The following is a 23,247-nucleotide window of genomic DNA, read 5'->3' as shown; positions in this document are numbered from 1 at the left end:
AATTTCGTGTGCGATGCGTTGTTCACAAGTTGTGATCAGACGGTGGCGCGGGCGAAGCGGTCACCGAAGAGAATGGCGAACTGTGCCTTTGCCATGGACCATTCCCTTGGCGGCATAGTCCATTCTTTCTCGGCCCGGTTCAAGGCCAGGAAGAGAAGCTTGAGGGCCGCGTCGTCATTGGGGAAATGCCCCCTGGCCCGGACGGCCCGCCTCAGTTTGGCGTTCAGCGCCTCTATGGCATTGGTGGTGTAGATCAATTTTCGGACTTCGGCGGGAAAGGCATAGAACGGAATGACCTCCTCCCAGGCCCGCTCCCAGGACTGGACGATCGCCACGTATTTCCGGCCCCAGGCGCTTTCGGCAAAGGCGGCCAGGGCAGCTTTGCCGGCCTCGGCGTCCACTGCCCGGTAGATATCCTTCAATGCCGTAGCCACGGATTTACGGTCTTTCCAGGCGACGAAATCCAGCGAATGACGCAGCAGATGAACGATGCAGGTTGCCCCAGGGCATCGGGAAGACGGACGATGGCCCTACGAGCTGAAACGCACCAACCCTTTTCGCACAATCTGCCGATCCGTCCCAGCCAGTCGTGCCGCGTCTCCGCGTGACGCACCATCGTAGATCGCCGCCAGCGCTATAAGCCGACGCGCCTGGCCCGCATGCCTCGTTGTCCGCGCCAGAGCACGCAGTCCCGCCGCATCATAATCCTCACGCAACGCTAACGCCCCGCCCATTCGGATGCCTCCCGCCCGGTTCGGCATCCTGTGAATCACAGCTCGTTCCAGAACGATACCGTCAGGCAATCACATATGAGTCAGGGCGGACCGGAGTTGGTATTACATGACGCTGGAAGGACTGGCCGCCATCAGCCATAATCCCACAATCAGCCTGCCCGCCGTGGCCGCCTGATAACCTCGAACCCTTCGAGGAACGGTGCTCCTACACCACACCTCGGGACACAGCCGCGCAGGGCGTTGCCCCGCAGGGTGGTGTTGTTCCACTTACCGCCCGTGGGGCTGGGGACGCCTTCGTCGTTCAGGCGGCTGGCGATAGCAAGCGCGCTGCGCCCCGACGCGAACTCACGGAAGATGCGGCGGACGATCTCCGCCTGCGCGGGATCGATCTCGCGCTCGCCCCGGATCTGTTCGCCCTTTGCGTCGAACTGCCGGACGACGCGATAGCCGTAGCACAGGCCGCCGCCGGACTTGCCCGCCTCGACCCGGCCGCGCAGGCCGCGATGAGTCTTCATCGCCAGATCCTTGAGGAACAGGGCGTTCATGGTGCCCTTGAGGCCGACGTGAAGCTCGCTGATCTCGCCCTCGGCCAGGGTGACGATGGTAACGCCCGCGAACTGGAGACGCTTGAACAGGGTAGCGACGTCGGCCTGGTCGCGGGACACGCGGTCCAGGGCTTCGGCCAGCACGACGTCGAACTGCGCGGCCTGGGCGTCGCGCAGCAGGGTCTGGATGCAGGGACGCAGGATCATGCTGGCCCCGGAGATCGCCGCGTCGCGGTAATACTCCACCACCTGCCAGCCCTCGCGCGCGGCGCGTTCTTCACAGAGGCGGAACTGGTCCTCGATCGAAGCCGCCCGCTGGTTGTCCGAGGAATAGCGGGCATAGAGAGCAACGCGGGTCATGGTGAATCTCCCGACAGGTGGTTTTGTAAGGTTTACCTCTTGCGGCTTCTGCTGCTGGGCTGACGTGTCCGATCGGCTGGCGTCTCCGGGATGCGCCCGGTTGCCGCCGTGTAGATTTCGTTGTCCTCGCGGCGTCCGACCGCGATGACGAAGATGACGATCCGCTGTTCCACGACCTGATAGACAAGGCGATAGCCGTCCTGCCGCAGCTTGATCTTGTAGAATCCCGCGAGATCGCCGTGCAGTTCGTTACCGGGAGAATGCGGGTTCAGAACCAGTTTTTCGAGCTTTTTCTCGAACTTCCTGCGAATGCTGCCGTCAAGCCCGTCCCATTCCCGAAGTGCGCGATCATCGAATTCGATCGCGTATTCAGTCATCCGGATGGCGCGCCTTGAGTTCCGCCAGCGTCATGCGGTGGCGGGGGGCGGGATCGGCGAGGCGTTCTCGGACGATTTCGATCAGCCTTGCATCTTCGTCGGTCACAAGCCGCCGCTTGACCGGTGGCTGGCCGGTCTCGGCGATATAGGCCAGGGTATCGCGCAGGACGTCGGAGAGAGACAGGCCGTGCGCGGAGAGTTTGGCGACAGCGGCGGATTTGAGGGCGTCATCGACACGGAACGTCACGGCGGACATGGCTTCCTCCTGATTGCATGACAAACGTAATACATTTGTGCGAATGGAGGAAGCGCAAAAGTGGGTGATACCGGCCTCCCTGAAATGGTCCCATGGATAGGACGGGCATCATTCATCCGGTTCCTCCCGACTTGCCGTACTGCGGCCCGACGGATCGTTGTCGTTGGCGGTGTCAATCTCACCCAGCCGCCGTTCGAATTCCTCGCGGGCGATCTGGCGTCCCAACATCCTGGCGAGGATGAATACCAGTTCGTCCATCCGCGCTTTCATCGCCGGATCGGATGAGGTTCCCGATGGGTTGTTATCATTGGCCGGCGCGATCGGCCCAGTCGTCGCCGTGCGATCCTTGTCCGTCATCGTCCTGCCCTTTCCGTCTGGAGAGAACCAGATCATGGGGCATAAAAAACGAATACTTCAAGGCGATCACATTGTACTTCTGAGGTGGGACAATAGTACTGGTGTCGGCAATTGTCGGCGTGTGCGTACTCTGGCGTATCCGGGCGTAATCCGGCGGACGACAAAAGCAGAACATTCGGTGATATGATGAATAACTATTAATTATTCTGAGGGTTTTGTGAATGAGGTGAGGCGTCAGAAGCACGGAATCGTCAGTTGAGCGCCGCATAATTCACAGCGTTGCTACACCTGCTTTTGCCATCGGGCCGGATCGTGACGGGGCAGGTAAGCCCCTTGGTTTTTCTGCCCCAAAACGCCGCCTGGAGACCAGGTGAGCCGAGCGCCGTGCTGGGCGTGGCCCAACTTGCACGCGATGTGGTTGCTCGCGTTGGTAGAGGTTCCCCTCCGTTACGCGAGGCTCTTTATCACGGAAAGCATGCAAGAGTTCAACGGGTCTTCGCGGCATCATAGACGGCAGAGTTCACCAGCGCCGCCACCAGCCTCTCCGCCAGATGTAGCCGCGCGGAGTCCAGAACCAGCGGCCCGGCTCCCAGACATAGCCTCGGCGTGGCAATGGCACCATTTCGTAGGGTGGCACCGGTGGTGGGGGGCGAATGATCGTGAGGGGAGGCGGTGCAATCACGACAGGCGGAGGTGGCGGCGCGACCACGACTGGTGGTGGAACGACAACTGGAGGTCCAGCATAAATCCACGGCCTGGCCTCCGCCGGAGCGGCACTCAGCATGGTCGCGGCGAAAGCCGCGGCCCGCAACTTCCATCTGACGCTATCAGGCATTGTCCTGGTCCACTCTGAACACGCGATGATGCTTTATAGCACGATGCCCGTGAAACGGGCATGGGTCCGTCTCACTCGCGAAGACGCGCAGGCAATGAAAACGCGAACGATAGAGGACGCCCAAACCAGCCTTTCTGCATTTTTGATGCCTCTTGACACCATGCACGGAGTTCCCAGATTGAATTTGCCGGCCGCCGAAGGGGTCGGCAGACAGAACTATCAGTTTTGATCTTGTGTCCATGTTGCTCAAAGGAGGATATGGCTATGAGAGCCACCGTTGATTTTGCTCCCCTGTTCCGTTCGAGCGTGGGTTTTGACAGAATGCTCAATGCCCTTGATCTCGCCAGCCGGATTCCGACGGTCGATAACTGGCCGCCTTACGATATCGTCAAGACCGGTGAGGATGATTACCGGATCGACATGGCGGTTGCCGGACTTGCCGAGAATGACCTTACGATCACACAGGAGCGTAATACTCTTGTCGTGACGGGACGAAAGGCGCAAGAGCCGCAAAGCGCCGCCGAATATCTCCATCGGGGTATTGCGGGCAGAGAATTCGAACGCCGCTTCGATCTGGCCGAGCATATGAAAGTCACCGATGCGCACTTCGAGAACGGACTTCTGTCCATTACCCTGAAACGTGAGATACCCGAAGCGATGAAGCCGCGTCGTATCGCGATTACGTCCTCTGCAACACGTGCGGAGGAAGCCGTGCCCCAGATCGAGGCTCGGAAAGAGGCAGCCTGATGGCGTGACGAAAACTCTCCCCCGGCCATTCATCCGGCCGGGGGAGAATCTCGAAAGGTCCTGAGCGTGAAGAGGACGAAAATATCTCTGTCGTGCGCTGCTCTGGGCTTGTCTCTACTGAGCCAGTCGGGCGCACATTGAAGCGTCCCGGGTTTCCCGGAGGCCATTTGGTTTGAGTCACGCAGCCATATCGATGATCTCGAGGGCTGCATAGTAGTTGGCTTCGGCCTCGGCGGGTGGGATATAGCCGATGGGGCCAAAGAGGCGATGGTTATTGAACCAATCGACCCAGCGCAATGTTGCCATTTCCACGGCCGATACGGTCGGCCAGGAAGGCTGCCGCCAGATGACCTCGGCCTTGTAGAGGCCGTTGATGGCCTCGGCCAGGGCATTGTCATAGGAGTCCCCGACGCTGCCGACCGAGGGTACCAGATCGGCCTCGGCCAGGCGCTGGGTGTAATTCATGGCGAGGTATTGGACGCCCCTGTCACTATGGTGGATCAAGCCATCCTCGGGTCCGGGCCTGCGGGCATGGATCGCCTGCTCCAGGGCGTCCAGCACGAAGCCGGCGGTGGCTGACGTGCTGACCTTCCAGCCGACGATGCGCCGGGCATAGGCGTCGATCACGAAGGCGACATAGACGAAGCCGGCCCATGTGTGGACGTAGGTGAAATCGACCACCCACAGGGCATTCGGCCGGCTCACGCGGAATGCGCGGTTCACCTTGTCCAGCGGGCACGGAGCCTTGGGATTGCTGATGGTCGTGACCGTCCTCTTCCCTCGCCGAATGCCGGCTAGGCCCATGGCACGCATCAGGCGTTCCACGGTGCATTTGGCCACCTCAATGCCTTCACGGCGCATCTGATGCCAGACTTTGCGCGTCCGTAGAGCTTTGAACTGGCGTCATATACCCGCTTGATCTCGTCCTTCAGTTCGTCGTCGCGCCGGGCACGCGCAGGCCGCCTGGCGGGGTCCGCCAGACGGACAGCATGTTCGTGATAGGAGGATGGGGCAATCGCCAGTTCGCGGCAGATCGGCTCGATACCCAAGTCCTCGCGATGGGCGTCGATGAACGCCATCATCATTTCCCGCGGCGGTCGAGCTCCGCCATCGCAAAATACGCCGATGCCTTGCGCAGGATCTCGTTGGCGCGGCGCAACTCCTTGACCTCGCGCTCAAGTTCCTTGAGCCGAACGCGTTCGTCACCAGCTTGCCCCGCCGGTCCCGCTCGCCGCCTGGCCTCATCGCGGCACCAGCGGCGCAAGGTCTCCGCCGTGCAACCGATCTTGGCAGCAATCGATGTCATCGCAGCCCATTCCGACCCGTAATCGGCCCGATGCTCCCCAACCATACGGACCGCACGCTCACGGACCTCAGGCGAAAATCTCTGGCTCATCGTGTTCATCATAGCTCCTTCTCACAGATAGGAGCCTCCGCGAAACCCGGGACGCTTCACATGCTGGTGATATTGTCCGGACGGCTGCAACATCGTTCGATGCGAGGGCGACTGAGGGAACGTCCACAATCCCCAAAACCGGGGCTCGCACTCATTACGAAGACGGTACGGGTGATATGCTGGTTGACAGCTTGAACGCAAGCCAGTTGGATCAGAACTACAAGGGGCCGGTCTATTATCCCGGACAACCCATTCCGCCGTTCCGGCCCATCGACACAGATCATCTGGCACAGTCAGGGTCACAGACGGCGAAGAAGACGTCCTCATCGCACGGGACGTAATGGGGATTTGAGTAAAGGCGGTGTTATAGACCGCCTTTACCTCGATTCTTCAGGATGAAGACCGTTCAGGCTCACAGCGGGCCGCAGGATTATCTTCGAGATGCGCCTGTTCCCTGGCATCGCGCGCGACACGCGCATCCTGCTCGCGGACCAGCCAGTAGACGACGCCCAGCGCCAGAACAGCCGCCGAGAGAGCGAATAGTTCCATGGCAGTCACGTCATGCAGATCCAGCAGGATGAATTTGCGGGCAATCGCCAGGAGGGCGATCAGGACGATGGTCCGCACCCGGATGACGTTCTCATGCTGGGCAAGAACGACCAGCAGGGAGTGTTTGAACTCAAGGGCGATGATAACAGTAAAGATTGCGCCAAAAATCGCCTGGAAGATCGTCTGGTTGATCGGATCGATTCCGACATCGACGACCAGATGCCATACCGCGCCGATCAGATGAATCGTCGCGATGGCGGTGACCAGCATGATGAGCGCAATCAGGGTCAGAATGATCGCCTGTTCAAAACGCTCGTAGAATGTCAGGCCCCTGAACAGCTTGATGAAGCGGGACCAGTCCCTGCTCTGCCAGGAACGTTTCATGGAGAGGTCTTCCATAGCCGTTTTCCGATCTATTAATTGCGTTATAGTTCCCACGCCCTGGGGCTGGTTTTTCTTTTAGAGCCCGATCCGAAAGTTTTTGAACAATACCAGCCTGTTGTGATTCATCCGTCTTTGCGAAGAGATGGAGTGAATGGTGACATGGACTGGTATTGCCCGACGTGAACATAGCCGGGAAGGGTTGCGATATCCATCGGATATGACGGACGGGGAGTGGGCTTTGATCATGCCATTTGTACCCCCGGCGAAACGGGGCGGTCGCCCCCGCACTACGGATATGCGCGAGGTGGTCAACGCGATGCTCTACATAGCCTCGGCCGGGTGTGCGTGGCGCCTGCTGCCGAAATGCTTTCCGCCGGTCTCGACCGTCAGGCGCTATTTTTACGCCTGGCGTGGTGCCGGAGTGTTCGAAGTCATGAATACGGTGCTGGTCATGAGCCTGCGCGAGATCGAGGGGCGTGAAGCCTCTCCGAGCGCGGGCGTGATTGACAGCCAGTCGGTGAAAACCACGGAAAGTGGCGGGCTTTCGGGCTATGACGCGGGGAAGAAGGTCAAGGGCCGCAAGCGCCATATTGTGACGTGTAGAAGTTTGCACTTAATCTGACGGACGGCTTGAAGTGGCCGGCGTGGATGCTACGCGTTCATGTGGTGTTCGACGTGGCGCCCGATATCTTTTTCGACTCACTATAGGGCGAATTGGGTACTGGGCCCCCCCTCGAGGTCGACGGTATCGATAAGCTTGATCCAGGGCCGCGACCGCACCGACACGCCCCAAACAGACCTCGGCGACCATGCGGTCGAAACCTGCGCGCGTTACGCCGCCCGCTGCCGAGCAGCCCAGATCGTCGTCGATCACGTCAATCGTCTGCCAGCCCAGCTGGGCGAGCCGTTCGCGCATGGCATATTGCAAGGCGCGGCTTTCCCGGTTGTGCTGCACCTGGTGCGCGGATGATTGCCGCACATACAGAATTGCCCTGCGCTCCAGATGACGCGGGCTGATCTTGTCACGGCTCATCGCAGGCCTCCTGCACGACACCGGGTCCGCGACTGCGTACGTGATCGAGGATCAGGCGAGCCATCATCGACTGTAGATCGTTCCGCGCCTGCTGGGGGAGGTCCCTCCAGATCAGGTTCGGACTGGGCCGATCGGCTTTCTTGTCGTCGAACAGATCCGGCTGCGCCGATATGGTCCCCACACGGGAGCGCTGTCGTCCGTCGTGTCGCATGGTCCTCTCTCCGATTCCGGTCAGGAGAGAAGCCTGCGACGGTTTCAGATGGGTCCGACGACAAAAAGCCCGTCAGCAACGATTGCAGATCGTAAAGCGCTCCCAGGGACACGGTCGGATCCGGGGCCAGCCGCATCCCGGCGCAAGCCGCGCGATCAAGCATCCACGCCGGCAATTCAAGGAGCCTGACCCCTCCCGTGTCAGACAGGCGACAGCGGGAAAGGACTTGGCCGCCCCGCTCAATCATGTCCTCGACGCACACCCGACGCCCAAACCAAGGGTGCCAGGGGTAGAGAACCTCCCGCTCGTCGGTATTATGGGTCTTGCAGAGCCGCGTTCTAGTCGGCCCGCCAGTCCTCGATGACCGTCCGAGCGTGGGCGATGTTACGGAACAGATGCTCATTGAGGCATTCGTCGCGGAACCGGCCGTTGAAGCTCTCGACGAACCCGTTCTGCTGCGGCTTGCCCGGTGCGATATAGTGCCACAGCACCGATCGCTTCTGCTGCCAGGCCAGGATCGCGTTCGATGTCATCTCGGTGCCATTGTCGCTAACGATCATCAGCGGCCAGCCGCGATGCTCGCCGATCCGGTCGAGTTCACGACCGAGGCGTTCGCCTGATAACGAGGTGTCCGCCACCAGCGCCAGACATTCGCGCGTGTAGTCGTCGACCACCGTCAGCACCCGGAAGCGCCGTCCGTTGTTCAATGCATCCGAGACGAAATCCAGGCTCCAGCGCTGGTTCGGCCCGTCGGGCAGCATCATCGGCGAGCGCGTGCCCAGCGCCCGTTTCCGGCCGCCACGCTTGCGGACCGACAGCCCCTCTTCGCGATACAGCCGGAACAGCTTCTTGTGGTTCATCGTCATTCCTTCCCGGCCGAGCAGGATATGCAGTCGCCGGTAGCCAAATCGCCGTCGCTCCCCAGCCAGTTCGCGCAGCCGCCCGCGCGCTGCGGCATCATCCGGGCGGCGTGACGCATAGCGCCAGGTCTTCGGGTCCATGCCGATCAGCCGGCAGGCCCGTCGCTGCGAATACTCTTTCTCCCGGATCGCCCAGGTCACGGCTTCCCGCCGCAAACCGGGCGTCACGAGTTTTTTGCCAGTAGTTCCTTCAGCGTCGAGACGTCCATCACGCTCTCCGCCAGAAGCCGCTTCAGCTTCGCGTTCTCTTCTTCAAGAGCCTTGAGGCGCCGCGCTTCCGACACCTCCATCCCGCCGTATTTCGACCGCCAGGTGTAGAAGGTCGCGTCACTGATCCCGTGCTTGCGGCACAGATCCGCAGCCGTAGCGCCCGCCTGATGCTCTTTCAGGACCCCGATAATCTGGTCCTGCGTAAATCGCGCTTTCTTCATCGTCTGTCTCCAGTGGACAGACCTTACTTCAATGCGAGGGCATTTCAGGGGGCAAGGTCAAGCGCTACACGGGCGCAGTGGACCAGGTCCGCCTCGCCCGCGAGGCGATGGAGCGGATCGCCCGTGTAAAACTCAATCCCGGTATTTGTAAAACACCGAGCCAAGATACAGAAATGTAAGGGTATTTTACGCCTTGGCGTCCCATAGGGGATTCGAACCCCTGTTGCCGCCGTGAGAGGGCAGTAAAAAGACATTCAGCGCTTAGAAAAAACCACAGAAACCCTTTCTTTCCAATCTATTAGTATCACCACATATCACTGCTTGTCACCTTAAATCTCCCCCATGTTGGCTCATAAATGGCTCACGCCTTAGCGGAAGTGACCTTGACTGGTGTCAAAATATCTTTAGATGGAGGGCATCCGTTCCATACCGATGATTGATGTCCAAGCTTCCCGATTCCGTCCGTCCTGCTATCCTGACATATCCGCAGGCGGCTGAATATCTTGGTATCTCCCCCGGACGCCTTCGGAATCTAAAATGGATGGGGATGGGTCCAAGGTCGGTAACATACGGCAAGAGAGACATTAGATTCCGTATTGCTGACCTTGATGAATGGTTGGGCGTGAAGGCTGGCGTCATGCCCCCGCCAGAGCCAGCGCGTAAGCGACCCAAGCGTCCTCGGCGGGGTGTTACGCTTTGGGAGGCTTTTGTCGTGCTTGGAGTGCTCGCTGGAATTTTGGCATTGTTGAGATTGCTCGGATTGCATTAGGTGAGAGCCGGAACTGCCTTCACCAGCTCACGAAGCTGCAACCCTCTGTATCGTTCTCAGACCAACGCCATATTCTTTGGCCAGCAGTGCCCCGGTCTCATTGCCATAGCGTTCTCGGATGGCTTTTCGGGCCTGCTTGCTGAGCTTGGGCTTTCGTCCCATTTTTACGCCACTGGCTATGGCTCTGCGCCTTCCCGACTGAGTACGGTCAATAATGATGGCACGCTCGAACTCTGCGAAGGATGCGAGCAGGTTCATGGTCAGGCTTCCCATCATGTCGTCCCTGATGGTGCCCACGCCATGAATGGTGATGGCCACACCCTGAGTGCGGAGAGTCTGGATGACCGTCAGGATATCGAGGGTGGACCTACCCAACCGGTCGAGCTTCATGACTACAAGCTCATCCCCGGACTGTATTTTCCTCAGTATCCTGCCAAACTGCGGGCGGCCGTCCGACCGGATGACCCCCGAAATCTTCTCTTTGAAAATACTGGCCTTGGGCACACCGAGTGCCGCCAAAGCGTCTTCCTGTTCCTTCAAATCCTGTCCCAGTGTCGAGACTCTGCAATATCCATATTTCATGCCAATTTCCCCCTGCAATTCTGGCGGGGATTTATGGCGGTGCTTTTCTGGCTGTTTTCTGCGGAAATAATAAACCGCCATATTTCCCAATCTATGGCGGTATTATACCAAAAAGATAGTAAGTTTTTTGGATTATTATAATCAATATCGTGCGGACAATATTTATTCGTTCTCAAATATCTTCTGTTCCGCTCGCTGGTCCCATCGTATTTGTAACGGCGTAACGCCACGGTATGCGCCAACGTGAATGTGCGGTGCTCTCGCAAAGCCGTTATTCCCATCAAGAGCTACAATCTGGCCTGCGGTCACGTGGTCACCAATTTTGACACGAATATCAGTGACATGCGCATACACGATGATAACATCGTCGGACCGTTTGAAAACGATAAAACTGGGTAAAGTAGGTTGCAAATGCCCCGGCGTATTCGTCACGGGATTTCTGTAAATCCCAACAACCTCACCGTTCATTGGGGAGAGCACGGGAGCGTGCCACCCGTACCAGTCGGGATTGTGTTTTCCATCAGATTTAAAAAGCCGAAAATAACCTGAGTCCTTGTCTGCAAAGCCTCCTAGAATCAAACAGTCCGTGCCGAGCGCGTCTCCTAGTTCTGTTACCTCGCCCTCTGGATGATCTACACAAGTGAAGCGTCGATCGAACAAAGGAGAGACAACAACTGATTCTATTGCCGCTCCAGGGGCGACGACAGCCTTTCCGAACAAGTTTGGCGCACCAGGAAACTTGGGGAAGGGAACTGCGACTGCGGGTTGAGTGGCGGTTATGAACAGACCCGTTATGTAAATTGGGAACGACAGCCATAAGCGACCTGAGAATCTCATTTCTTCATTACCTTCGTGAGGATCTTTCGATGGCACATTGTCAATGTGCTTACGCCGCGCTCCGTGGAGTAGTCCCCCTTTGTTGTCAGTAAGGACGAGTCAGGGTTGCGATAGCAAGATTTTGTAACGGCAGGAGTATGGTATCAAGCTTAAAAAACAGTCAGAATGATTGTGCTATCGTCCCAAAAACACCTGTTTTGGAAATAGGCGAAATCCGCATGGCTACGATTCCTGTCCTGCAATTCTGATACGGGGATTGCGGGACGGATGTCAGGAGTTCATCGCCCGCCAGGCGGTCATCTTCGAGACGTGCAGGAGCTTGCCCACCTCGCGGGCGGACAGTCCCTGCGCCTTGAGCCGACGCGCCTGAGCGATGGCGTCGTCGGGGAGGGCCGGTTTCCGGCCGAGACGGGTGCCTTTGGCTTTGGCGGTTTCCAGCCCCGACAGCACGCGCTCCCGGATGATGTTGCGTTCGAACTCCGCGAACCCTGCGAGCAGGAGCAGGAACAACCGGCCACCGGCGCCCGACGTGTCGATGCCCAGATTGAGGATGCGCACGGATATTCCGCGCTTTTTGAGCAGGTCGATGAGGGTCAGCACATCGAGTGCGTTGCGTCCCAGGCGGTCGAGCTTGACCACGGTCAGGCTATCCCCGGCCTGTAATCGCCTGACCAGCTTCCGGAGAGGTGGACCCCATTTTTCAGACAGGGGGTTAAGCTATAGACCGGCCTGAGAGAGGACGGGTTTATGGGCAAGGTTACGCGGAAACGGTATTCGGGTGAGTTCAAGTCGCGGGTGGCGCTGGAGGCGATCCGGGGCGACCAGACGCTGGCGGAATTGGCGTCGAAACACGGCGTGCACCAGACGATGATCGCCCAATGGAAGCGCCAGGCGATCGAGGGTATGGCGACAACCTTCTCTGGCAAGCAGACGCCAGAGGCGGCGGCCAGTCCTGCCGATGTGGAGAAGCTGCACGCCAAGATCGGGCAGTTGCTGGTGGAACGGGATTTTTTGCGGGATGCCTCTGTGCGGTTGGGCGTGTTCAGAGGCGGCAAATGATCGACCTGAAACGGCCTCGGTTGTCGGTGGTGCGGCAGTGCACGCTGCTGCAGCTCAACCGGTCGAGTGTCTATTACCGACCGGTACCGGAGAGCGACGCCAATCTTGCGTTGATGCGGTTGATCGACGCGCAGTTTCTGGAGACGCCGTATTACGGGTCACGGCAAATGGCACGGCATCTTTGCCGTCTCGGACATGATGTGTAGAAGTTTGCACTTAATCTGACGGACGGCTTGAAGTGGCCGGCGTGGATGCTACGCGTTCATGTGGTGTTCGACGTGGCGCCCGATATCTTTTTCGCGGGCGTGGTGGGCTGCGTCAAGGAAGGTTTGCATCGGGGTTTTGCCGAAGCAGTATCGTCCCTGGTGGGTGCGATTGCGGTTGAAGTCATCCATCCATTCGTCGAGGTCTGCCTGGAGTTCGTGGATGCTGTCGTAGATCTTGCGGCGAAAAGTGACACGATAGAACTCGTCGAGCATGGTCTTGTGGAAGCGCTCGACGATGCCGTTGGTCTGCGGGCTGCGCGCCTTGGTGCGGGTATGGTCGATGTTCTCCACCGCCAGATAGAGTTCGTATTCATGGCGTCATGAGAGCCCAGATACCGATATCACGATATGTCGCCCGTTCGATCCGACGCGATGAGAACACGCCGTTCGCATAGGCGTAAATCAGCAGCGCCAGCATCAGGCGCGGATGATACTGCGCCTTGCCGCCAGTCCGCACAGGAACGGAAAATGCCCTCAACGGCACCCGCTCTACCGCCGCCACGATGAAATGCGCCACATCGTCCGACGGCAGCCATGACTTCAGATCCGGCGGCAGAAGATACGGCTGCGATCGATCAAACGGAATGAAGCTGCTCATCCTGAAAGCTTACCGCAGATCGCCAGAGCCAGGTACCCCAACCCGACAGCCTGCTAGAGGCCTATCCATTCCCACCGGTTCGCGGACATGCCCCCCCCCGGATCGGTGCCCTGGCGAGCATCCCTGTCCGACCGTATGGAGCCATCCGGCCGGATGGCTCCAGCGCAGGGCCCAACCGGAAAAGATCCCATGCTGGACACGACCCAGACCGCCCGCGACCCCCTGCTGTGGAATCCCGACATCGCCCCCCTGCCCCGGCAGAAACGGGACTGGACATGGATCACCCTCGCCGCCGTCTGGATGGGCATGGTCCATAACGTGGTCGCCTACGAGGCCGCGGCCGGCCTCATGGCCATCGGCTTCTCCGCCATGCAGTGCCTGCTCATCGTCTGGACGGCCTATTGCTCGCTGTTCGTCGCCATGTGGTTCAATGCCCGCGCGGGCACCGAATGGGGCATTCCCTTCTGCGTCCTGATCCGCGCCGCCTTCGGCCCGCGCGGCGCCGTCATCCCCGTCGCCATCCGCGCCGTGGTCGCCATCTTCTGGTTCTCGGTCCAGTCCTATGCGGCCTCGCAGGCGCTCGACGCCATCGCCGCCAGCCTGTGGCCGGACTGGAGCAGCCTGCACCTTCCCGACGGCACGGCGCTCGGCCCCTGGCTGGCGGTGACGATGATCTGGGGCCTGCACGCCCTCGTCGCCGCCCATGGCATACACCGCATCCGCAATTTCGAACTGGTCGCCGGCCCGCTGGTCCTTGTCGTCGCCGGCGCCGCCGCCCTCTGGGCCATCAGGATCTGCCACGGCACCGGCCCACTCTTCGCCATCCCGTCCACGCTGCACGGGTCGGCCCTGTTCCTCAAGGGCGGGGCCGCCGTCACCAGCATCATCGGCATATGGGCATCGTTCGCGGTCAACATCCCCGACCTCAGCCGCTTCGTCCGCTCGCAGCGAGACCAGGCCATTGGCCAGCTCATCGGCCTGCCGGTCACCGCCGTCATCTTCACGCCCATGAGCATTCTCATCACCTCGGCCACCCTGGTGATGTTCGGAAAACCGATCTGGAACCCGGTCGAAATCCTGATGCGGATCCACAACACGCCGCTCACGCTCGCCGGCGGCATCACGATCATCGTCGCGGCCCTGTCGGTCAACGTCGCCGGCAACATCGTCCCCGCCGCCTACGACCTGCTCAGCCTGTTCCCCCGCCGGCTCGATTTCGACCGCGCGGGCATCACGGTCATCCTGCTCGGCCTGTTCGTCGCCCCCTGGCTGTGGTTCGACCATCCGCAGACGGTCTTCGCCTTGCTCGGCCTGCTTTCGGCGGTGCTGGCACCCATCACCGGGATCATGCTGGCCGACTACTATCTGGTCCGCCGCCAGACGATCGACCTCGCGCAGCTCTACTCATTCTCCGGCCTCTATGCGGGCCGGCGGGGCTGGCGCCCGTCCGCCCTGGCGGCTACCGGCCTGACCCTGCTGCTGCTGCTGCCCCCCGCCCTGCTGCCGGCCGGCACCCTCCCGGGGCAGGATGCCATCAACGCGGTATCCTGGTTCCTGGGCATTGCGACGGGCGCACTGCTATACACCGGCTTCAACCGCCACCCTCTTCACAGACCGAATGACCTGTGAAGAGGGGCATGATCACATCAGACTACGATGATCATCATTTCTTCTGCTGCGTCGGTTTCGCCGGGGCAGCCGGGGCAGCCGGGGCAGCCGGGGCAGCCGGGGCCAGGGTCTCGATAAAATCCTGCGACACGAAGACAAGCCCGTTCAGGGCCTGATCCAGCGCCTCGGCCGCCTGGGCCGGCTGGCGTCCCTCAACGAACACTGTCGCCCGGTTGACCGCACCCTCGGTCTGATCCAACGGCGCCAGCGCGACAATGAAATCGACATCCTCGCCAACGACCTGCATCGTCTGGGCGGCGCCCTTGCTGTCGCCGGCCTTCAACTGATCGTTGGCCTTGGCGACCGCGGCCTTCTTTTCAGGTGACAGAATATCGCTGGCGATAAACGCGCCGCCGACCGGAACCCAGTCGATCGGCGTGCTCGTCACCGGATGGTTCGACGGCAGCGGATGCTGCGGAGCAGGCTGAAGCGCGCTTTCCGCCACATTGTAGCGCTTTTCGGCCTTACGCGCCGCTTCCAGGCGCTTCTGCGCGTCATAGAGCGGCGGCACCGCCTGATCGACTTTTCCCTGCGCGACAAGCTGCCGAGCCGTCACGATATCGGTCAGGGCCTGCTCCCCGTCATGGGAGAGATGATGGAGCGCGCGCTCGGCCTTGAACTTCTCCCACGTCGCATGAAGCGACGCCGCCTGCGACAGCGAGGGCGCGAAGCCCAGGGCGGCGACGACCGCCAGCGTGGCAACATTTCGCATAGCTGATATCCTTCTCGTCCGTTAGAGTCATATTTAACATAATGTTTCTGGCACTCCGAGGACAAGGCAAGTCAAGATACGTCCCCGACCACCCATGCATAACGAAGCCGCGATTAATACGGCGTTGCCTCCCGCCGGAGCGCCCCAGCGGCGAAGCCTGAATTCCATCCCGGACCCACCGTAAGACGGACGATGCCATGCGCAACGAGCCGGCACGGAAGCATGACACTGCACCGGAAAAGTCGTGACCCTGCCCCGTGGAATGCCCTCGTTTTTGAGTAAGGTCTGTCCAACCGGAGACAGGCCATGAAGAGATCACGTTTCACGCAGGACCTGAAGCGTCCCGGGTTTCGCGGAGGCTCCTATCTGTGAGAAGGAGCTATGATGAACACGATGAGCCAGAGATTTTCGCCTGAGGTCCGTGAGCGTGCGGTCCGTATGGTTGGGGAGCATCGGGCCGATTACGGGTCGGAATGGGCTGCGATGACATCGATTGCTGCCAAGATCGGTTGCACGGCGGAGACCTTGCGCCGCTGGTGCCGCGATGAGGCCAGGCGGCGAGCGGGACCGGCGGGGCAAGCTGGTGACGAACGCGTTCGGCTCAAGGAACTTGAGCGCGAGGTCAAGGAGTTGCGCCGCGCCAACGAGATCCTGCGCAAGGCATCGGCGTATTTTGCGATGGCGGAGCTCGACCGCCGCGGGAAATGATGATGGCGTTCATCGACGCCCATCGCGAGGACTTGGGTATCGAGCCGATCTGCCGCGAACTGGCGATTGCCCCATCCTCCTATCACGAACATGCTGTCCGTCTGGCGGACCCCGCCAGGCGGCCTGCGCGTGCCCGGCGCGACGACGAACTGAAGGACGAGATCAAGCGGGTATATGACGCCAGTTCAAAGCTCTACGGGACGCGCAAAGTCTGGCATCAGATGCGCCGTGAAGGCATTGAGGTGGCCAAATGCACCGTGGAACGCCTGATGCGTGCCATGGGCCTAGCCGGCATTCGGCGAGGGAAGAGGACGGTCACGACCATCAGCAATCCCAAGGCTCCGTGCCCGCTGGACAAGGTGAACCGCGCATTCCGCTTGAGCCGGCCGAATGCCCTGTGGGTGGTCGATTTCACCTACGTCCACACATGGGCCGGCTTCGTCTATGTCGCCTTCGTGATCGACGCCTATGCCCGGCGCATCGTCGGCTGGAAGGTCAGCACGTCAGCCACCGCGGGCTTCGTGCTGGACGCCCTGGAGCAGGCGATCCATGCCCGCAGGCCCGGACCCGAGGATGGCTTGATCCACCATAGTGACAGGGGCGTCCAATACCTCGCCATGAATTACACCCAGCGCCTGGCCGAGGCCGATCTGGTACCCTCGGTCGGCAGCGTCGGGGACTCCTATGACAATGCCCTGGCCGAGACCATCAACGGCCTCTACAAGGCCGAGGTCATCTGGCGGCAGCCTTCCTGGCCGACCGTATCGGCCGTGGAAATGGCAACATTGCGCTGGGTCGATTGGTTCAATAACCATCGCCTCTTTGGCCCCATCGGCTATATCCCACCCGCCGAGGCCGAAGCCAACTACTATGCAGCCCTCGAGATCATCGATATGGCTGCGTGACTCAAACCAAATGGCCTCCGGGAAACCCGGGACGCTTCACTCTCCTGTTCGATCTGGCGCGTCCGCTTGATGAACTCGAGAAAATGCTGCTCGAAACCTTCTCCGGAATGACCTTGAAAATGATCGATGTATTCGAGCGCCATCACGTCGGAAAAAGATACTTGCGCAGCAATTACAAGGACGCCTTGAAATCTCTCGAGGCAAAAGGATCAATAACTGCATCACCGCCTGCACAAAATAGACGTCGAAACACATTCGCTGACAATATTCTGATAGAATTTCCTTGAAGAATAGCGAAGCGGCAGGTATCGTGCTGTGTGTCGTCACCCTGAACCGTCCTGCCCGGACAACGCGGATTTCACTCTCACACGATAATGCTCTGTGATGCGCGCCATCAGCCATCACAGGCTCATGGCGCAAGGCATCCCGGACCCATTTCGTCGGTGTCGAAGTGCCAATACCCACATTCTTAGCAATCCGCTCACGCGACAGATCGCTGCTTAGAGTCAGACACACAGCTTCACGTCTGAACTCCGCCTTGTAAACACGTCCTATTCCAGTTCCCCTTCATAACCATATAGTCTGTGGTAAAGGTCCGGAACACAACCATGACACGCCCACATCCTTCGCGTAAGTGTCCGCTTCCAGGACATGGGCTGCCGGCGGTCTTTCGGCGTTTTCGCCAATCATGACGGCTTCAGGGCGGCGCGTTGGGCCGCGATCCATTGCGTAACTCGCTGGTCCAGCATGTCCAGCGGCAGTGCGCCGCCGCCCAGGATTTCGTCGTGGAAGGCGCGGATATCGAATTTGGGGCCCAGCGCTTTCTGCGCCCTGGCGCGAAGATCCAGGATTTCGAGTTGGCCCAGCTTGTAGCCCAGCGCCTGGCCTGGCCAGGCGATGTAGCGGTCGGTTTCGGCCTGCATGCCGGGTTCGCTTTCCGATGGATGGGCGCGGAAGAACGCGATCATCTGCGGGCGCGTCCAGTGCAGATAGTGCACGCCGGTATCCAGAACCAGCCGGTCGGCGCGCAGCAGTTCGCCGTTCAGCCAGCCATATTCGTTATAGGCGTCCTTGTAGAACCCGTAATCCTTCGCCAGCCGTTCCGCGTACAGCGCCCATCCCTCGACATAGGAATTATAGCTGCCCTGCTGGCGGAAAGGCGGCAGGGGCAGGGTCTGGGCCAGGGCGATCTGCAGATGGTGGCCGGGAATGCCCTCGTGATAGGCGGTGTCCTCGATCGTGTACAGGTCGCGATGCGCGAAATCCCCGGTATTGACGAACACGATGCCGGGGCGCGACCCGTCGGGCGTACCCTGGTGGTATTCGGCGTCCGGCGCCTCGGCCTCGCGGTAGGTTTCGACCGCCTGCACCTTCACGTCCGCCTTGGGCAGCGTGCCGAACAGCCTGGGCAGTTCGGGCCGCATTCCGGCGATATAGGTGCGGTAGCGGTCCAGGATTTCCTCGCGCGAGGTCGCGAACAGCTTATGGTCGGTCTGGACCGACGCCCGTAGCGCCGCGAGGTCCGCGAAGCCCAGCCGGTGCGCGACATCGGTCATCTGCTTTTCGATCCGCGCGACTTCGGCCAGGCCCAGGGCGTGGATCGCGGCGGGGGTCATGGTGCTGGTGGTCTGCTGGCGGATGGCGAAGCGATAGCGCGCGGTCCCGTCGGGCAGCGCCCAGATCCCGTCCTGCGCCCGGCCGTGCGGCGCGTAGTCCTTTTCGACGAAATCGGCCGTCTTCTCGAACGCCGGGCGGACCTCGCGATCGACGGCGGCGATGATCTGCGCCCGCAGCGCCGCCTGCTGGTCCGCCGGAATCGTCGCCGGAAAATGCAGGGCCGGCTGTCCGAACACATTGTCCGTCCCGGCCGGGGACGCGATGCCGCGCAATTGCGGAATCGCCTTTTCCAGCAGGAAGCGCGGCGGCATCAGATGGTCCGCCATGCCGGCCCGCGCGCTGTCGACCACCGCCTGCAGGACCGCCGGAATGGCGTGCAGGCGGGCGATGTAATCCTGATAGTGTCTGACGGAATCGAACGGAATGCTGGACACGAAACCAGCCAGTTGCAACGGCACCCCATTGATCTGGTCGATCGGCATTTCATAAATCTTCAGCCGGATCGCCTCCCGGTCGATCGCCAGTTGCTGGAGCATCATCTGGCGGCTGAGGCGGTTCTGTTCCGACAATCCCGCCGTTCCGAAGGCCGTGAACCGCGTCTGGAAGTCCTTCAGCGCGCGGTCCTGAACCGCGACATGGGCCAGCGACATGTCGGACCAGCGATCATTATAGCGGTCGTCCCCGATGGTCGTCGCCAGTTCCGGGCTCTCGCGCAACTGCCATTCCCATTGCTGCGCCAGCAGGGCCTGAAAGGACGCGTTCCGGTCTTCGGCCGCGTGCGCCAGGCCGGGAAAGAGGGCGATCGAGGCCAGGAGGAGTCTTTTCAAGAACGTGCCCTTTCGGTTGACAGACCGCAGGATCGTGCCGAAGGGGGAACGTGTTGGCAAGAAGGGGTGCCCTGGTGGGGGTTGTTTGTTCTTTTTTGAAAAAAAGAACCAAAAAACTTTTGGTCTGTTCAGGGGTTTTGTGCCGGGTGCATACCGGGACCCGGAACGAATCAAAGTCTTTTTGCTTCTTTTTCTTCAGAAAAAGAAGGCTTCACCGCGCAATCCTCCGACACGCGGCAGCGCCGAGGCCGATGGCAAGGAACGTCACGGCAATGAACCCGAACATCCAGCCGATTCCGCGATGCAGCAGCGGGCCGCCGATCATGGGACCGGCGATGGTTCCCAGTCCGAACAGCAGCAGCATTTCGCTGGCCACCTGTTCCGACGGCCGGTGGGGCGCCTGCAGGGTGGTGATGCCGACGCACAGAGTGTACAGCGGATATTGCGCGAAGCCGAACGCCCCCAGCAGCAGGATCAGCCCGGCGCGGGGCCATTGCGGCGCAAGAACCAGCGGCATACACACGGCGACGCCCAGCAGGGCCACCCCGGTCAGCAGCCAGCGCCGGCCGATCCGTGCGGTCAGGAAGCTGACCGGCGTATTGGCCACGGCACCGCCCAGCGTGTTCGCGGCCAGCATCATGCGTCGTCCCGTGCATGCCCAGTCCCGCCACCATGCCGAATACGGGGCCGAGCCCGCCCAGCACGCCGGTGATCGTCCCGGCGCCCAGGCAGTCGAACGCGCCCAGCGGCGAGAGCGCGATCACGCGCCCGATTTCCGCATGGAACGCCAACGGCGCCGGCGGCAGCGCCGTGCGCTCGAGGAACACCGGGACGATCGACGCCAGCACGGCCGCGCTGGTCAGCACGAAGGGGGCCTCGCCCAGCGGATCGAGCAGGTTGAGGCTGAGGGTGCCGGCCAGCGACGCCACCAGCACCACGGCCAGGTAACTGGCAAACGCGGCATTCGCGCCCGTTCGCGCGATCAGCCATCCCTCGACCAGGGCGGACAGGCCGCCGAAGCAGAATCCGATTACCATCCGCAGCCCGATCCAGACCGCATTGAACGGCAGGAACCACAGCAGCATGGCGGACAGGCCGGACAGGCCCGCGAGCGTGGAAAACGTGGCAAAGGGCCCCAACGCGCTGGTGACGCGCCCGACCACCCAGCAGGCCAGCACGAAGCCCAGCGACCATGACGCGGAATACAGCCCGACCACCAGGAGGAACATGGCGACCCGCAGGCGCGAAACGAGGCGCCCGTCCTGGTGACCGGTCATGGGGGTCTCCCCTTCTTTTTTTGAAGAAAAAGAAGCAAAAAGACTTTTATTCGTTCACGTCTTCGTATGCGCCCAGCATGAAATCCCTGAACCGGTCGAACGTTTTTCGGTTCTTCCTTTCAAAAAGGAACGCCCTTGTCCTGATCAGCGGCGGCCGGGGCTCGGCGCCGTCGCCGGTGCCATCCTCGTCTTCATCCTCGTCGTCTTCATCCTCGTCCTCTTCCTCGCCGGGCGGCGGAAAAGGGGGCGGGATATCGGGATCGGGGAAGATTCCGTCATCAGGTTTTGGATGTTGGTCGGCCATGGCACGCCCTCCCGCTGCCAGCCGAAACACCGGCGGCGTGGCAGAGTTCCAGCCCCATCCGCGAATGGTCTGTCGCGTGAAGGTTCTACCGTGCGGAGGTGCGCAGATGCGGGCGCCTGCGGTCCCACAGGCGCATGCCGCGCAGGGCTAGGTCGGCCATGGCGGGCAGCAGGCGGGGCTGCATCAGGTCCGGGTCGAATTCCTTCATCCGTCGCGCGTTTTCGCGATAGCAATCCTCGACGAACTGCCGGAACGAGAAATCGTCCACGAAGACGTTGGCCTGCGTCACCGCGAAATCGCGGCCGTCATTGGGCTGCTGCCCGCGCCGCACCATGGCCAGCAGCCGCCCCAGCGCGCGGCCGTAGAAGCGCGTGGATTTCAGCGCGCGGCGCACCGGGCCCAGCCCGCGCCGCCGCTCGCGCCACGCCATGTAATTGATGAAGAAGACGATGTGCCGCGTTTCCTCGAACATCAGCACGTCGAAGATCTCGAACAGCTTTTCCGGCAGGAACTGCGACTGGCGCGCGTTTTTGAAGGCGCCGAATCCCAGGAACGCGTCCAGGCATTCGCCAAAGCCGAAATCGATGAACGCGGTTTCCAGGTCGGCGGGAAACGTCTCGATCGGCTGTTCGGTCGCGTCGATGCCGTAGCGGTCGATCATCGTGCGGATCAGCGCCGCGTGGCGCGCTTCCTCCAGCCCCTGCAGGGCCACGGCCTCGCGCACCACGGGGTCGTCGATCTGCGGGGTGAAGGCATCCACGATCGCCCCCGCCCGGCGTTCGGTGTGGTACACCTCCTGCCAGAAGGGGATGGTGCGCAGGCGCGCCAGTTCCTCGTCCGTCAGGTCGGGCCACGGCAGGGTTTCGGGGTCGAAAACCTGATGGGTGGCGACGAACTGACGGCAGAACAGGTCCTTATGGGCTTCCGACCCCGCTTCGACGTGGCTCAAGCAGCGTGCCCGACCTGCGCGTTGCGGGAGGCCTTGGGCAGCACGAAGCGGATGAACCGCGCAATGTTCGGCGCCAGCTTCGGCCGCGCCAGGCGCGGGTCGTAGCCGGCCAGTCGGCGCTCGTTCTCTTCCAGGCACACGCCCATCAGGTCGCGCAGGCTGATATCGATGCTGGAAACGTCCTTGACGCCGGTCACGGCGAAGTTGTTGTCCTGTTCATGCACGTTGCCGTCACCGTCCATGGTGCGCACCAGGTCCAGCCGTTCGTAGACCAGGAACGCCCAGACCGCCAGCACGCGCAGTTCGAACCACGGGCGCTTCCACAGCGGCAGCGTCGCGCGATGGTAGGTCAGCCAGTTGGCGAACAGGATGATATGGCGGGCTTCCTCCTGCATCACCGGCTCGAACGTCTCGACCAGTTCGGGGGGGAAGAAGCCGGACTTCCGCGCCAGCGCGAACAGGCCGAACGCGAAGAAGCTGTCGACGCATTCCGAAAAACCCGTGACCATATAGGCCCATTCCACGTCGGTCGGCTCGACGTAGGGGGGTTCCGGCGCCATCTTGATGTCGTAGGCCTCGACCAGCTTTGACAGGACTTCCTTGTGCCGGTTCTCCTCCCACGCATTCAGGGACATCGCGTCCTTAATGTCCGGGTCGCTGAGCATGTTCGCATAGGCCGCCATGCGCAGGCGGGCCTTGCCTTCGGTCTGCACCGCGATGTCCCAGATCGGCAGCGAGGTCACGCGCTTCAGCGTCTCGGGGTCCAGCTTGGGCCACGCGATGACCGAGGGCTTGTACGGATTGAACGTCTCGCGGAACATCTGCGCGACCGCGCGCTTGTGCTCGGCGGTGCCGGCCTTCAGCGGGCCGGGCACGGGGCTGGACCAGTGACGGGCCTTGAAATCGGCCTCGGCCACGCTGCCGGCATCGGCCTTTACGGGGTCGAGCGCCCGGGGATGGGAGGAATAGATATCGGCAAGAGAATTCATTGTTCACAGGCTCGCTTACAGGAACGACGCCGGCGGCCGCGCGGC

22 protein-coding genes, 9 pseudogenes and 2 other annotated features are annotated in these 23,247 nt (G+C 61.2%); of the genes and pseudogenes, 10 read left to right on the top strand and 21 right to left on the bottom strand.

Features of this window, described 5'->3' with window-relative positions; translation table 11 throughout:
- Positions 1-35: 35 nt before the first annotated feature.
- The 7 genes and pseudogenes from GDI_RS05100 to GDI_RS20585 all read right to left on the bottom strand — a co-directional run.
- Positions 36-497: pseudogene (locus tag GDI_RS05100) on the bottom strand (IS256 family transposase); the annotation flags it as partial.
- 36 nt (positions 498-533) lie between these two features.
- Positions 534-734, bottom strand: a pseudogene (locus GDI_RS18915) (IS630 family transposase); the annotation flags it as partial.
- 227 nt (positions 735-961) lie between these two features.
- A pseudogene (locus GDI_RS05095) lies at positions 962-1,639 on the bottom strand (recombinase family protein); the annotation flags it as partial.
- Positions 1,640-1,671: 32 nt separating this feature from the next.
- Positions 1,672-2,016: a type II toxin-antitoxin system RelE family toxin gene (locus tag GDI_RS05090; RefSeq protein ID WP_012223960.1), complete on the bottom strand. Its 345-nt coding sequence runs from the start codon at positions 2,014-2,016 to the stop codon at positions 1,672-1,674.
- Positions 2,009-2,272, bottom strand: a complete 264-nt coding sequence (locus GDI_RS05085; protein ID WP_010511780.1) for a type II toxin-antitoxin system RelB/DinJ family antitoxin — start codon at positions 2,270-2,272, stop codon at positions 2,009-2,011. The genes GDI_RS05090 and GDI_RS05085 overlap by 8 nt, the downstream gene beginning before the upstream one ends.
- Positions 2,273-2,380: 108 nt before the next feature.
- Positions 2,381-2,629 (bottom strand): hypothetical protein, encoded by a 249-nt coding sequence (locus GDI_RS05080; RefSeq protein ID WP_010511782.1) that lies wholly within the window; start codon positions 2,627-2,629, stop codon positions 2,381-2,383.
- Between the two features lie 520 nt (positions 2,630-3,149).
- Positions 3,150-3,251 carry a YXWGXW repeat-containing protein gene (locus tag GDI_RS20585; protein WP_124296136.1) on the bottom strand — a complete coding sequence of 34 codons (102 nt, stop codon included), beginning with the start codon at positions 3,249-3,251 and terminating at the stop codon, positions 3,150-3,152.
- A 160-nt stretch (positions 3,252-3,411) separates the two neighbouring features.
- On the opposite strand from GDI_RS20585, the gene GDI_RS05075 reads away from it, so the two are divergent.
- Positions 3,412-3,693: a hypothetical protein gene (locus GDI_RS05075; protein ID WP_039905436.1), complete on the top strand. Its 282-nt coding sequence runs from the start codon at positions 3,412-3,414 to the stop codon at positions 3,691-3,693.
- Positions 3,694-3,728: 35 nt separating this feature from the next.
- On the top strand, positions 3,729-4,211 hold the full coding sequence (locus tag GDI_RS05070) for an Hsp20 family protein (protein ID WP_012223951.1): 483 nt from the start codon (positions 3,729-3,731) through the stop codon (positions 4,209-4,211).
- A 177-nt stretch (positions 4,212-4,388) separates the two neighbouring features.
- Here GDI_RS05070 and GDI_RS05065 read toward each other — a convergent pair.
- Both GDI_RS05065 and GDI_RS05055 read right to left on the bottom strand, forming a co-directional pair.
- Positions 4,389-5,616: pseudogene (locus GDI_RS05065) on the bottom strand (IS3-like element ISGdi14 family transposase).
- Positions 5,221-5,335, bottom strand: a sequence feature (AL1L pseudoknot). It overlaps the preceding pseudogene by 115 nt.
- A 381-nt stretch (positions 5,617-5,997) precedes the next feature.
- Entirely contained in the window at positions 5,998-6,555 is a 558-nt protein-coding gene (locus tag GDI_RS05055) for a phosphate-starvation-inducible PsiE family protein (RefSeq protein ID WP_012223947.1), read from the bottom strand.
- Positions 6,556-6,691: 136 nt separating this feature from the next.
- On the opposite strand from GDI_RS05055, the pseudogene GDI_RS05050 reads away from it, so the two are divergent.
- Both GDI_RS05050 and GDI_RS20580 read left to right on the top strand, forming a co-directional pair.
- Positions 6,692-7,138 (top strand): annotated as a pseudogene (locus GDI_RS05050) (IS5-like element ISGdi1 family transposase); the annotation flags it as partial.
- 159 nt (positions 7,139-7,297) lie between these two features.
- Positions 7,298-7,510 (top strand): hypothetical protein, encoded by a 213-nt coding sequence (locus GDI_RS20580; protein WP_041249305.1) that lies wholly within the window; start codon positions 7,298-7,300, stop codon positions 7,508-7,510.
- Between the two features lie 615 nt (positions 7,511-8,125).
- On the opposite strand, the pseudogene GDI_RS05035 reads toward GDI_RS20580, so the two are convergent.
- The 4 genes and pseudogenes from GDI_RS05035 to GDI_RS05020 form a co-directional block, all read right to left on the bottom strand.
- Positions 8,126-9,135, bottom strand: a pseudogene (locus GDI_RS05035) (IS3-like element ISGdi11 family transposase); the annotation flags it as partial.
- Between the two features lie 796 nt (positions 9,136-9,931).
- Entirely contained in the window at positions 9,932-10,567 is a 636-nt protein-coding gene (locus tag GDI_RS05025; RefSeq protein ID WP_231854218.1) for a recombinase family protein, read from the bottom strand.
- Positions 10,568-10,648: 81 nt separating this feature from the next.
- Positions 10,649-11,359: a M23 family metallopeptidase gene (locus GDI_RS18900; RefSeq protein ID WP_012223932.1), complete on the bottom strand. Its 711-nt coding sequence runs from the start codon at positions 11,357-11,359 to the stop codon at positions 10,649-10,651.
- 234 nt (positions 11,360-11,593) lie between these two features.
- The gene (locus GDI_RS05020) at positions 11,594-12,031 is read right to left on the bottom strand and encodes a recombinase family protein (protein WP_081482851.1); all 438 of its coding nucleotides are present in this window, start codon (positions 12,029-12,031) and stop codon (positions 11,594-11,596) included.
- Positions 12,032-12,070: 39 nt separating this feature from the next.
- On the opposite strand from GDI_RS05020, the pseudogene GDI_RS19665 reads away from it, so the two are divergent.
- Positions 12,071-12,585: pseudogene (locus GDI_RS19665) on the top strand (transposase); the annotation flags it as partial.
- A 51-nt stretch (positions 12,586-12,636) separates the two neighbouring features.
- On the opposite strand, the pseudogene GDI_RS05005 reads toward GDI_RS19665, so the two are convergent.
- Together GDI_RS05005 and GDI_RS05000 are read right to left on the bottom strand one after the other, a co-directional pair.
- Positions 12,637-12,966: pseudogene (locus GDI_RS05005) on the bottom strand (integrase core domain-containing protein); the annotation flags it as partial.
- Between the two features lie 13 nt (positions 12,967-12,979).
- A pseudogene (locus GDI_RS05000) lies at positions 12,980-13,246 on the bottom strand (transposase); the annotation flags it as partial.
- 189 nt (positions 13,247-13,435) lie between these two features.
- On the opposite strand from GDI_RS05000, the gene GDI_RS04995 reads away from it, so the two are divergent.
- Entirely contained in the window at positions 13,436-14,875 is a 1,440-nt protein-coding gene (locus GDI_RS04995) for an NCS1 family nucleobase:cation symporter-1 (RefSeq protein ID WP_041249301.1), read from the top strand.
- A gap of 34 nt (positions 14,876-14,909) precedes the next feature.
- Here the strand turns inward: GDI_RS04995 and GDI_RS04990 are convergent, their stop codons facing one another.
- Positions 14,910-15,626, bottom strand: a complete 717-nt coding sequence (locus GDI_RS04990; protein ID WP_041249300.1) for a YfdX family protein — start codon at positions 15,624-15,626, stop codon at positions 14,910-14,912.
- Between the two features lie 384 nt (positions 15,627-16,010).
- Between GDI_RS04990 and GDI_RS04980 the strand changes: the two genes are divergently transcribed.
- Positions 16,011-17,239, top strand: a protein-coding gene (locus GDI_RS04980; protein ID WP_157864216.1) for an IS3-like element ISGdi14 family transposase whose coding sequence is annotated in 2 segments (ribosomal slippage) — positions 16,011-16,299 and positions 16,299-17,239 — 1,230 coding nt in all. Because the reading frame shifts where the segments join, the coding sequence is not laid out codon by codon here.
- Positions 16,292-16,406 (top strand) — a sequence feature (AL1L pseudoknot). Its footprint overlaps the gene before it by 115 nt.
- Positions 17,236-17,526, top strand: coding sequence for a hypothetical protein (locus GDI_RS19660; RefSeq protein WP_144880446.1), 291 nt, complete (start codon positions 17,236-17,238; stop codon positions 17,524-17,526). Before GDI_RS04980 ends, GDI_RS19660 begins: the two co-directional genes overlap by 4 nt.
- A gap of 399 nt (positions 17,527-17,925) precedes the next feature.
- On the opposite strand, the gene GDI_RS04975 is transcribed toward GDI_RS19660, so the two are convergent.
- Together GDI_RS04975 and GDI_RS04970 are read right to left on the bottom strand one after the other, a co-directional pair.
- Entirely contained in the window at positions 17,926-19,683 is a 1,758-nt protein-coding gene (locus GDI_RS04975; RefSeq protein WP_231854216.1) for a DUF885 domain-containing protein, read from the bottom strand.
- A 211-nt stretch (positions 19,684-19,894) separates the two neighbouring features.
- Entirely contained in the window at positions 19,895-20,323 is a 429-nt protein-coding gene (locus GDI_RS04970; RefSeq protein ID WP_041249299.1) for an MFS transporter, read from the bottom strand.
- 14 nt (positions 20,324-20,337) lie between these two features.
- On the opposite strand from GDI_RS04970, the gene GDI_RS04965 reads away from it, so the two are divergent.
- Both GDI_RS04965 and GDI_RS04960 read left to right on the top strand, forming a co-directional pair.
- A complete protein-coding gene (locus GDI_RS04965) occupies positions 20,338-20,631 on the top strand; it encodes a hypothetical protein (RefSeq protein WP_157870995.1) in 294 nt (97 codons plus the stop codon).
- A 135-nt stretch (positions 20,632-20,766) separates the two neighbouring features.
- A complete protein-coding gene (locus tag GDI_RS04960) occupies positions 20,767-20,952 on the top strand; it encodes a hypothetical protein (protein ID WP_041249297.1) in 186 nt (61 codons plus the stop codon).
- A 54-nt stretch (positions 20,953-21,006) separates the two neighbouring features.
- Here GDI_RS04960 and GDI_RS04955 read toward each other — a convergent pair whose 3' ends face one another.
- The 3 genes from GDI_RS04955 to GDI_RS04945 form a co-directional block, all read right to left on the bottom strand.
- The gene (locus GDI_RS04955) at positions 21,007-21,264 is read right to left on the bottom strand and encodes a hypothetical protein (RefSeq protein ID WP_012223921.1); all 258 of its coding nucleotides are present in this window, start codon (positions 21,262-21,264) and stop codon (positions 21,007-21,009) included.
- Between the two features lie 85 nt (positions 21,265-21,349).
- Entirely contained in the window at positions 21,350-22,213 is an 864-nt protein-coding gene (locus GDI_RS04950; RefSeq protein WP_012223920.1) for a hypothetical protein, read from the bottom strand.
- Positions 22,210-23,202, bottom strand: a complete 993-nt coding sequence (locus tag GDI_RS04945) for a ferritin-like domain-containing protein (RefSeq protein ID WP_012223919.1) — start codon at positions 23,200-23,202, stop codon at positions 22,210-22,212. Before GDI_RS04945 ends, GDI_RS04950 begins: the two co-directional genes overlap by 4 nt.
- Between the last annotated feature and the right edge of the window lie 45 nt (positions 23,203-23,247).

It is taken from the genome of Gluconacetobacter diazotrophicus PA1 5, assembly GCF_000067045.1.
Classification (GTDB): Bacteria; Pseudomonadota; Alphaproteobacteria; order Acetobacterales; family Acetobacteraceae; genus Gluconacetobacter; species Gluconacetobacter diazotrophicus.
This window is presented reverse-complemented; position numbering and strand designations above follow the sequence as displayed.

Excerpts from the sequence above, each read along its gene's own strand:
- GDI_RS05090 (WP_012223960.1), bottom strand. The coding sequence starts at position 2,016 with ATGACTGAATACGCGATCGAATTCGATGATCGCGCACTTCGGGAATGG.
- GDI_RS05085 (WP_010511780.1), bottom strand. The coding sequence starts at position 2,272 with ATGTCCGCCGTGACGTTCCGTGTCGATGACGCCCTCAAATCCGCCGCT.
- GDI_RS05080 (WP_010511782.1), bottom strand. The coding sequence starts at position 2,629 with ATGACGGACAAGGATCGCACGGCGACGACTGGGCCGATCGCGCCGGCC.
- GDI_RS20585 (WP_124296136.1), bottom strand. The coding sequence starts at position 3,251 with ATGGTGCCATTGCCACGCCGAGGCTATGTCTGGGAGCCGGGCCGCTGG.
- GDI_RS05075 (WP_039905436.1), top strand. The coding sequence starts at position 3,412 with ATGGTCGCGGCGAAAGCCGCGGCCCGCAACTTCCATCTGACGCTATCA.
- GDI_RS05070 (WP_012223951.1), top strand. The coding sequence starts at position 3,729 with ATGAGAGCCACCGTTGATTTTGCTCCCCTGTTCCGTTCGAGCGTGGGT.
- GDI_RS05055 (WP_012223947.1), bottom strand. The coding sequence starts at position 6,555 with ATGGAAGACCTCTCCATGAAACGTTCCTGGCAGAGCAGGGACTGGTCC.
- GDI_RS05025 (WP_231854218.1), bottom strand. The coding sequence starts at position 10,567 with ATGGCGGTTTATTATTTCCGCAGAAAACAGCCAGAAAAGCACCGCCAT.
- GDI_RS04995 (WP_041249301.1), top strand. The coding sequence starts at position 13,436 with ATGCTGGACACGACCCAGACCGCCCGCGACCCCCTGCTGTGGAATCCC.
- GDI_RS04990 (WP_041249300.1), bottom strand. The coding sequence starts at position 15,626 with ATGCGAAATGTTGCCACGCTGGCGGTCGTCGCCGCCCTGGGCTTCGCG.
- GDI_RS04970 (WP_041249299.1), bottom strand. The coding sequence starts at position 20,323 with ATGATGCTGGCCGCGAACACGCTGGGCGGTGCCGTGGCCAATACGCCG.
- GDI_RS04965 (WP_157870995.1), top strand. The coding sequence starts at position 20,338 with ATGCCCAGTCCCGCCACCATGCCGAATACGGGGCCGAGCCCGCCCAGC.
- GDI_RS04960 (WP_041249297.1), top strand. The coding sequence starts at position 20,767 with ATGGCGGACAGGCCGGACAGGCCCGCGAGCGTGGAAAACGTGGCAAAG.
- GDI_RS04955 (WP_012223921.1), bottom strand. The coding sequence starts at position 21,264 with ATGGCCGACCAACATCCAAAACCTGATGACGGAATCTTCCCCGATCCC.
- GDI_RS04945 (WP_012223919.1), bottom strand. The coding sequence starts at position 23,202 with ATGAATTCTCTTGCCGATATCTATTCCTCCCATCCCCGGGCGCTCGAC.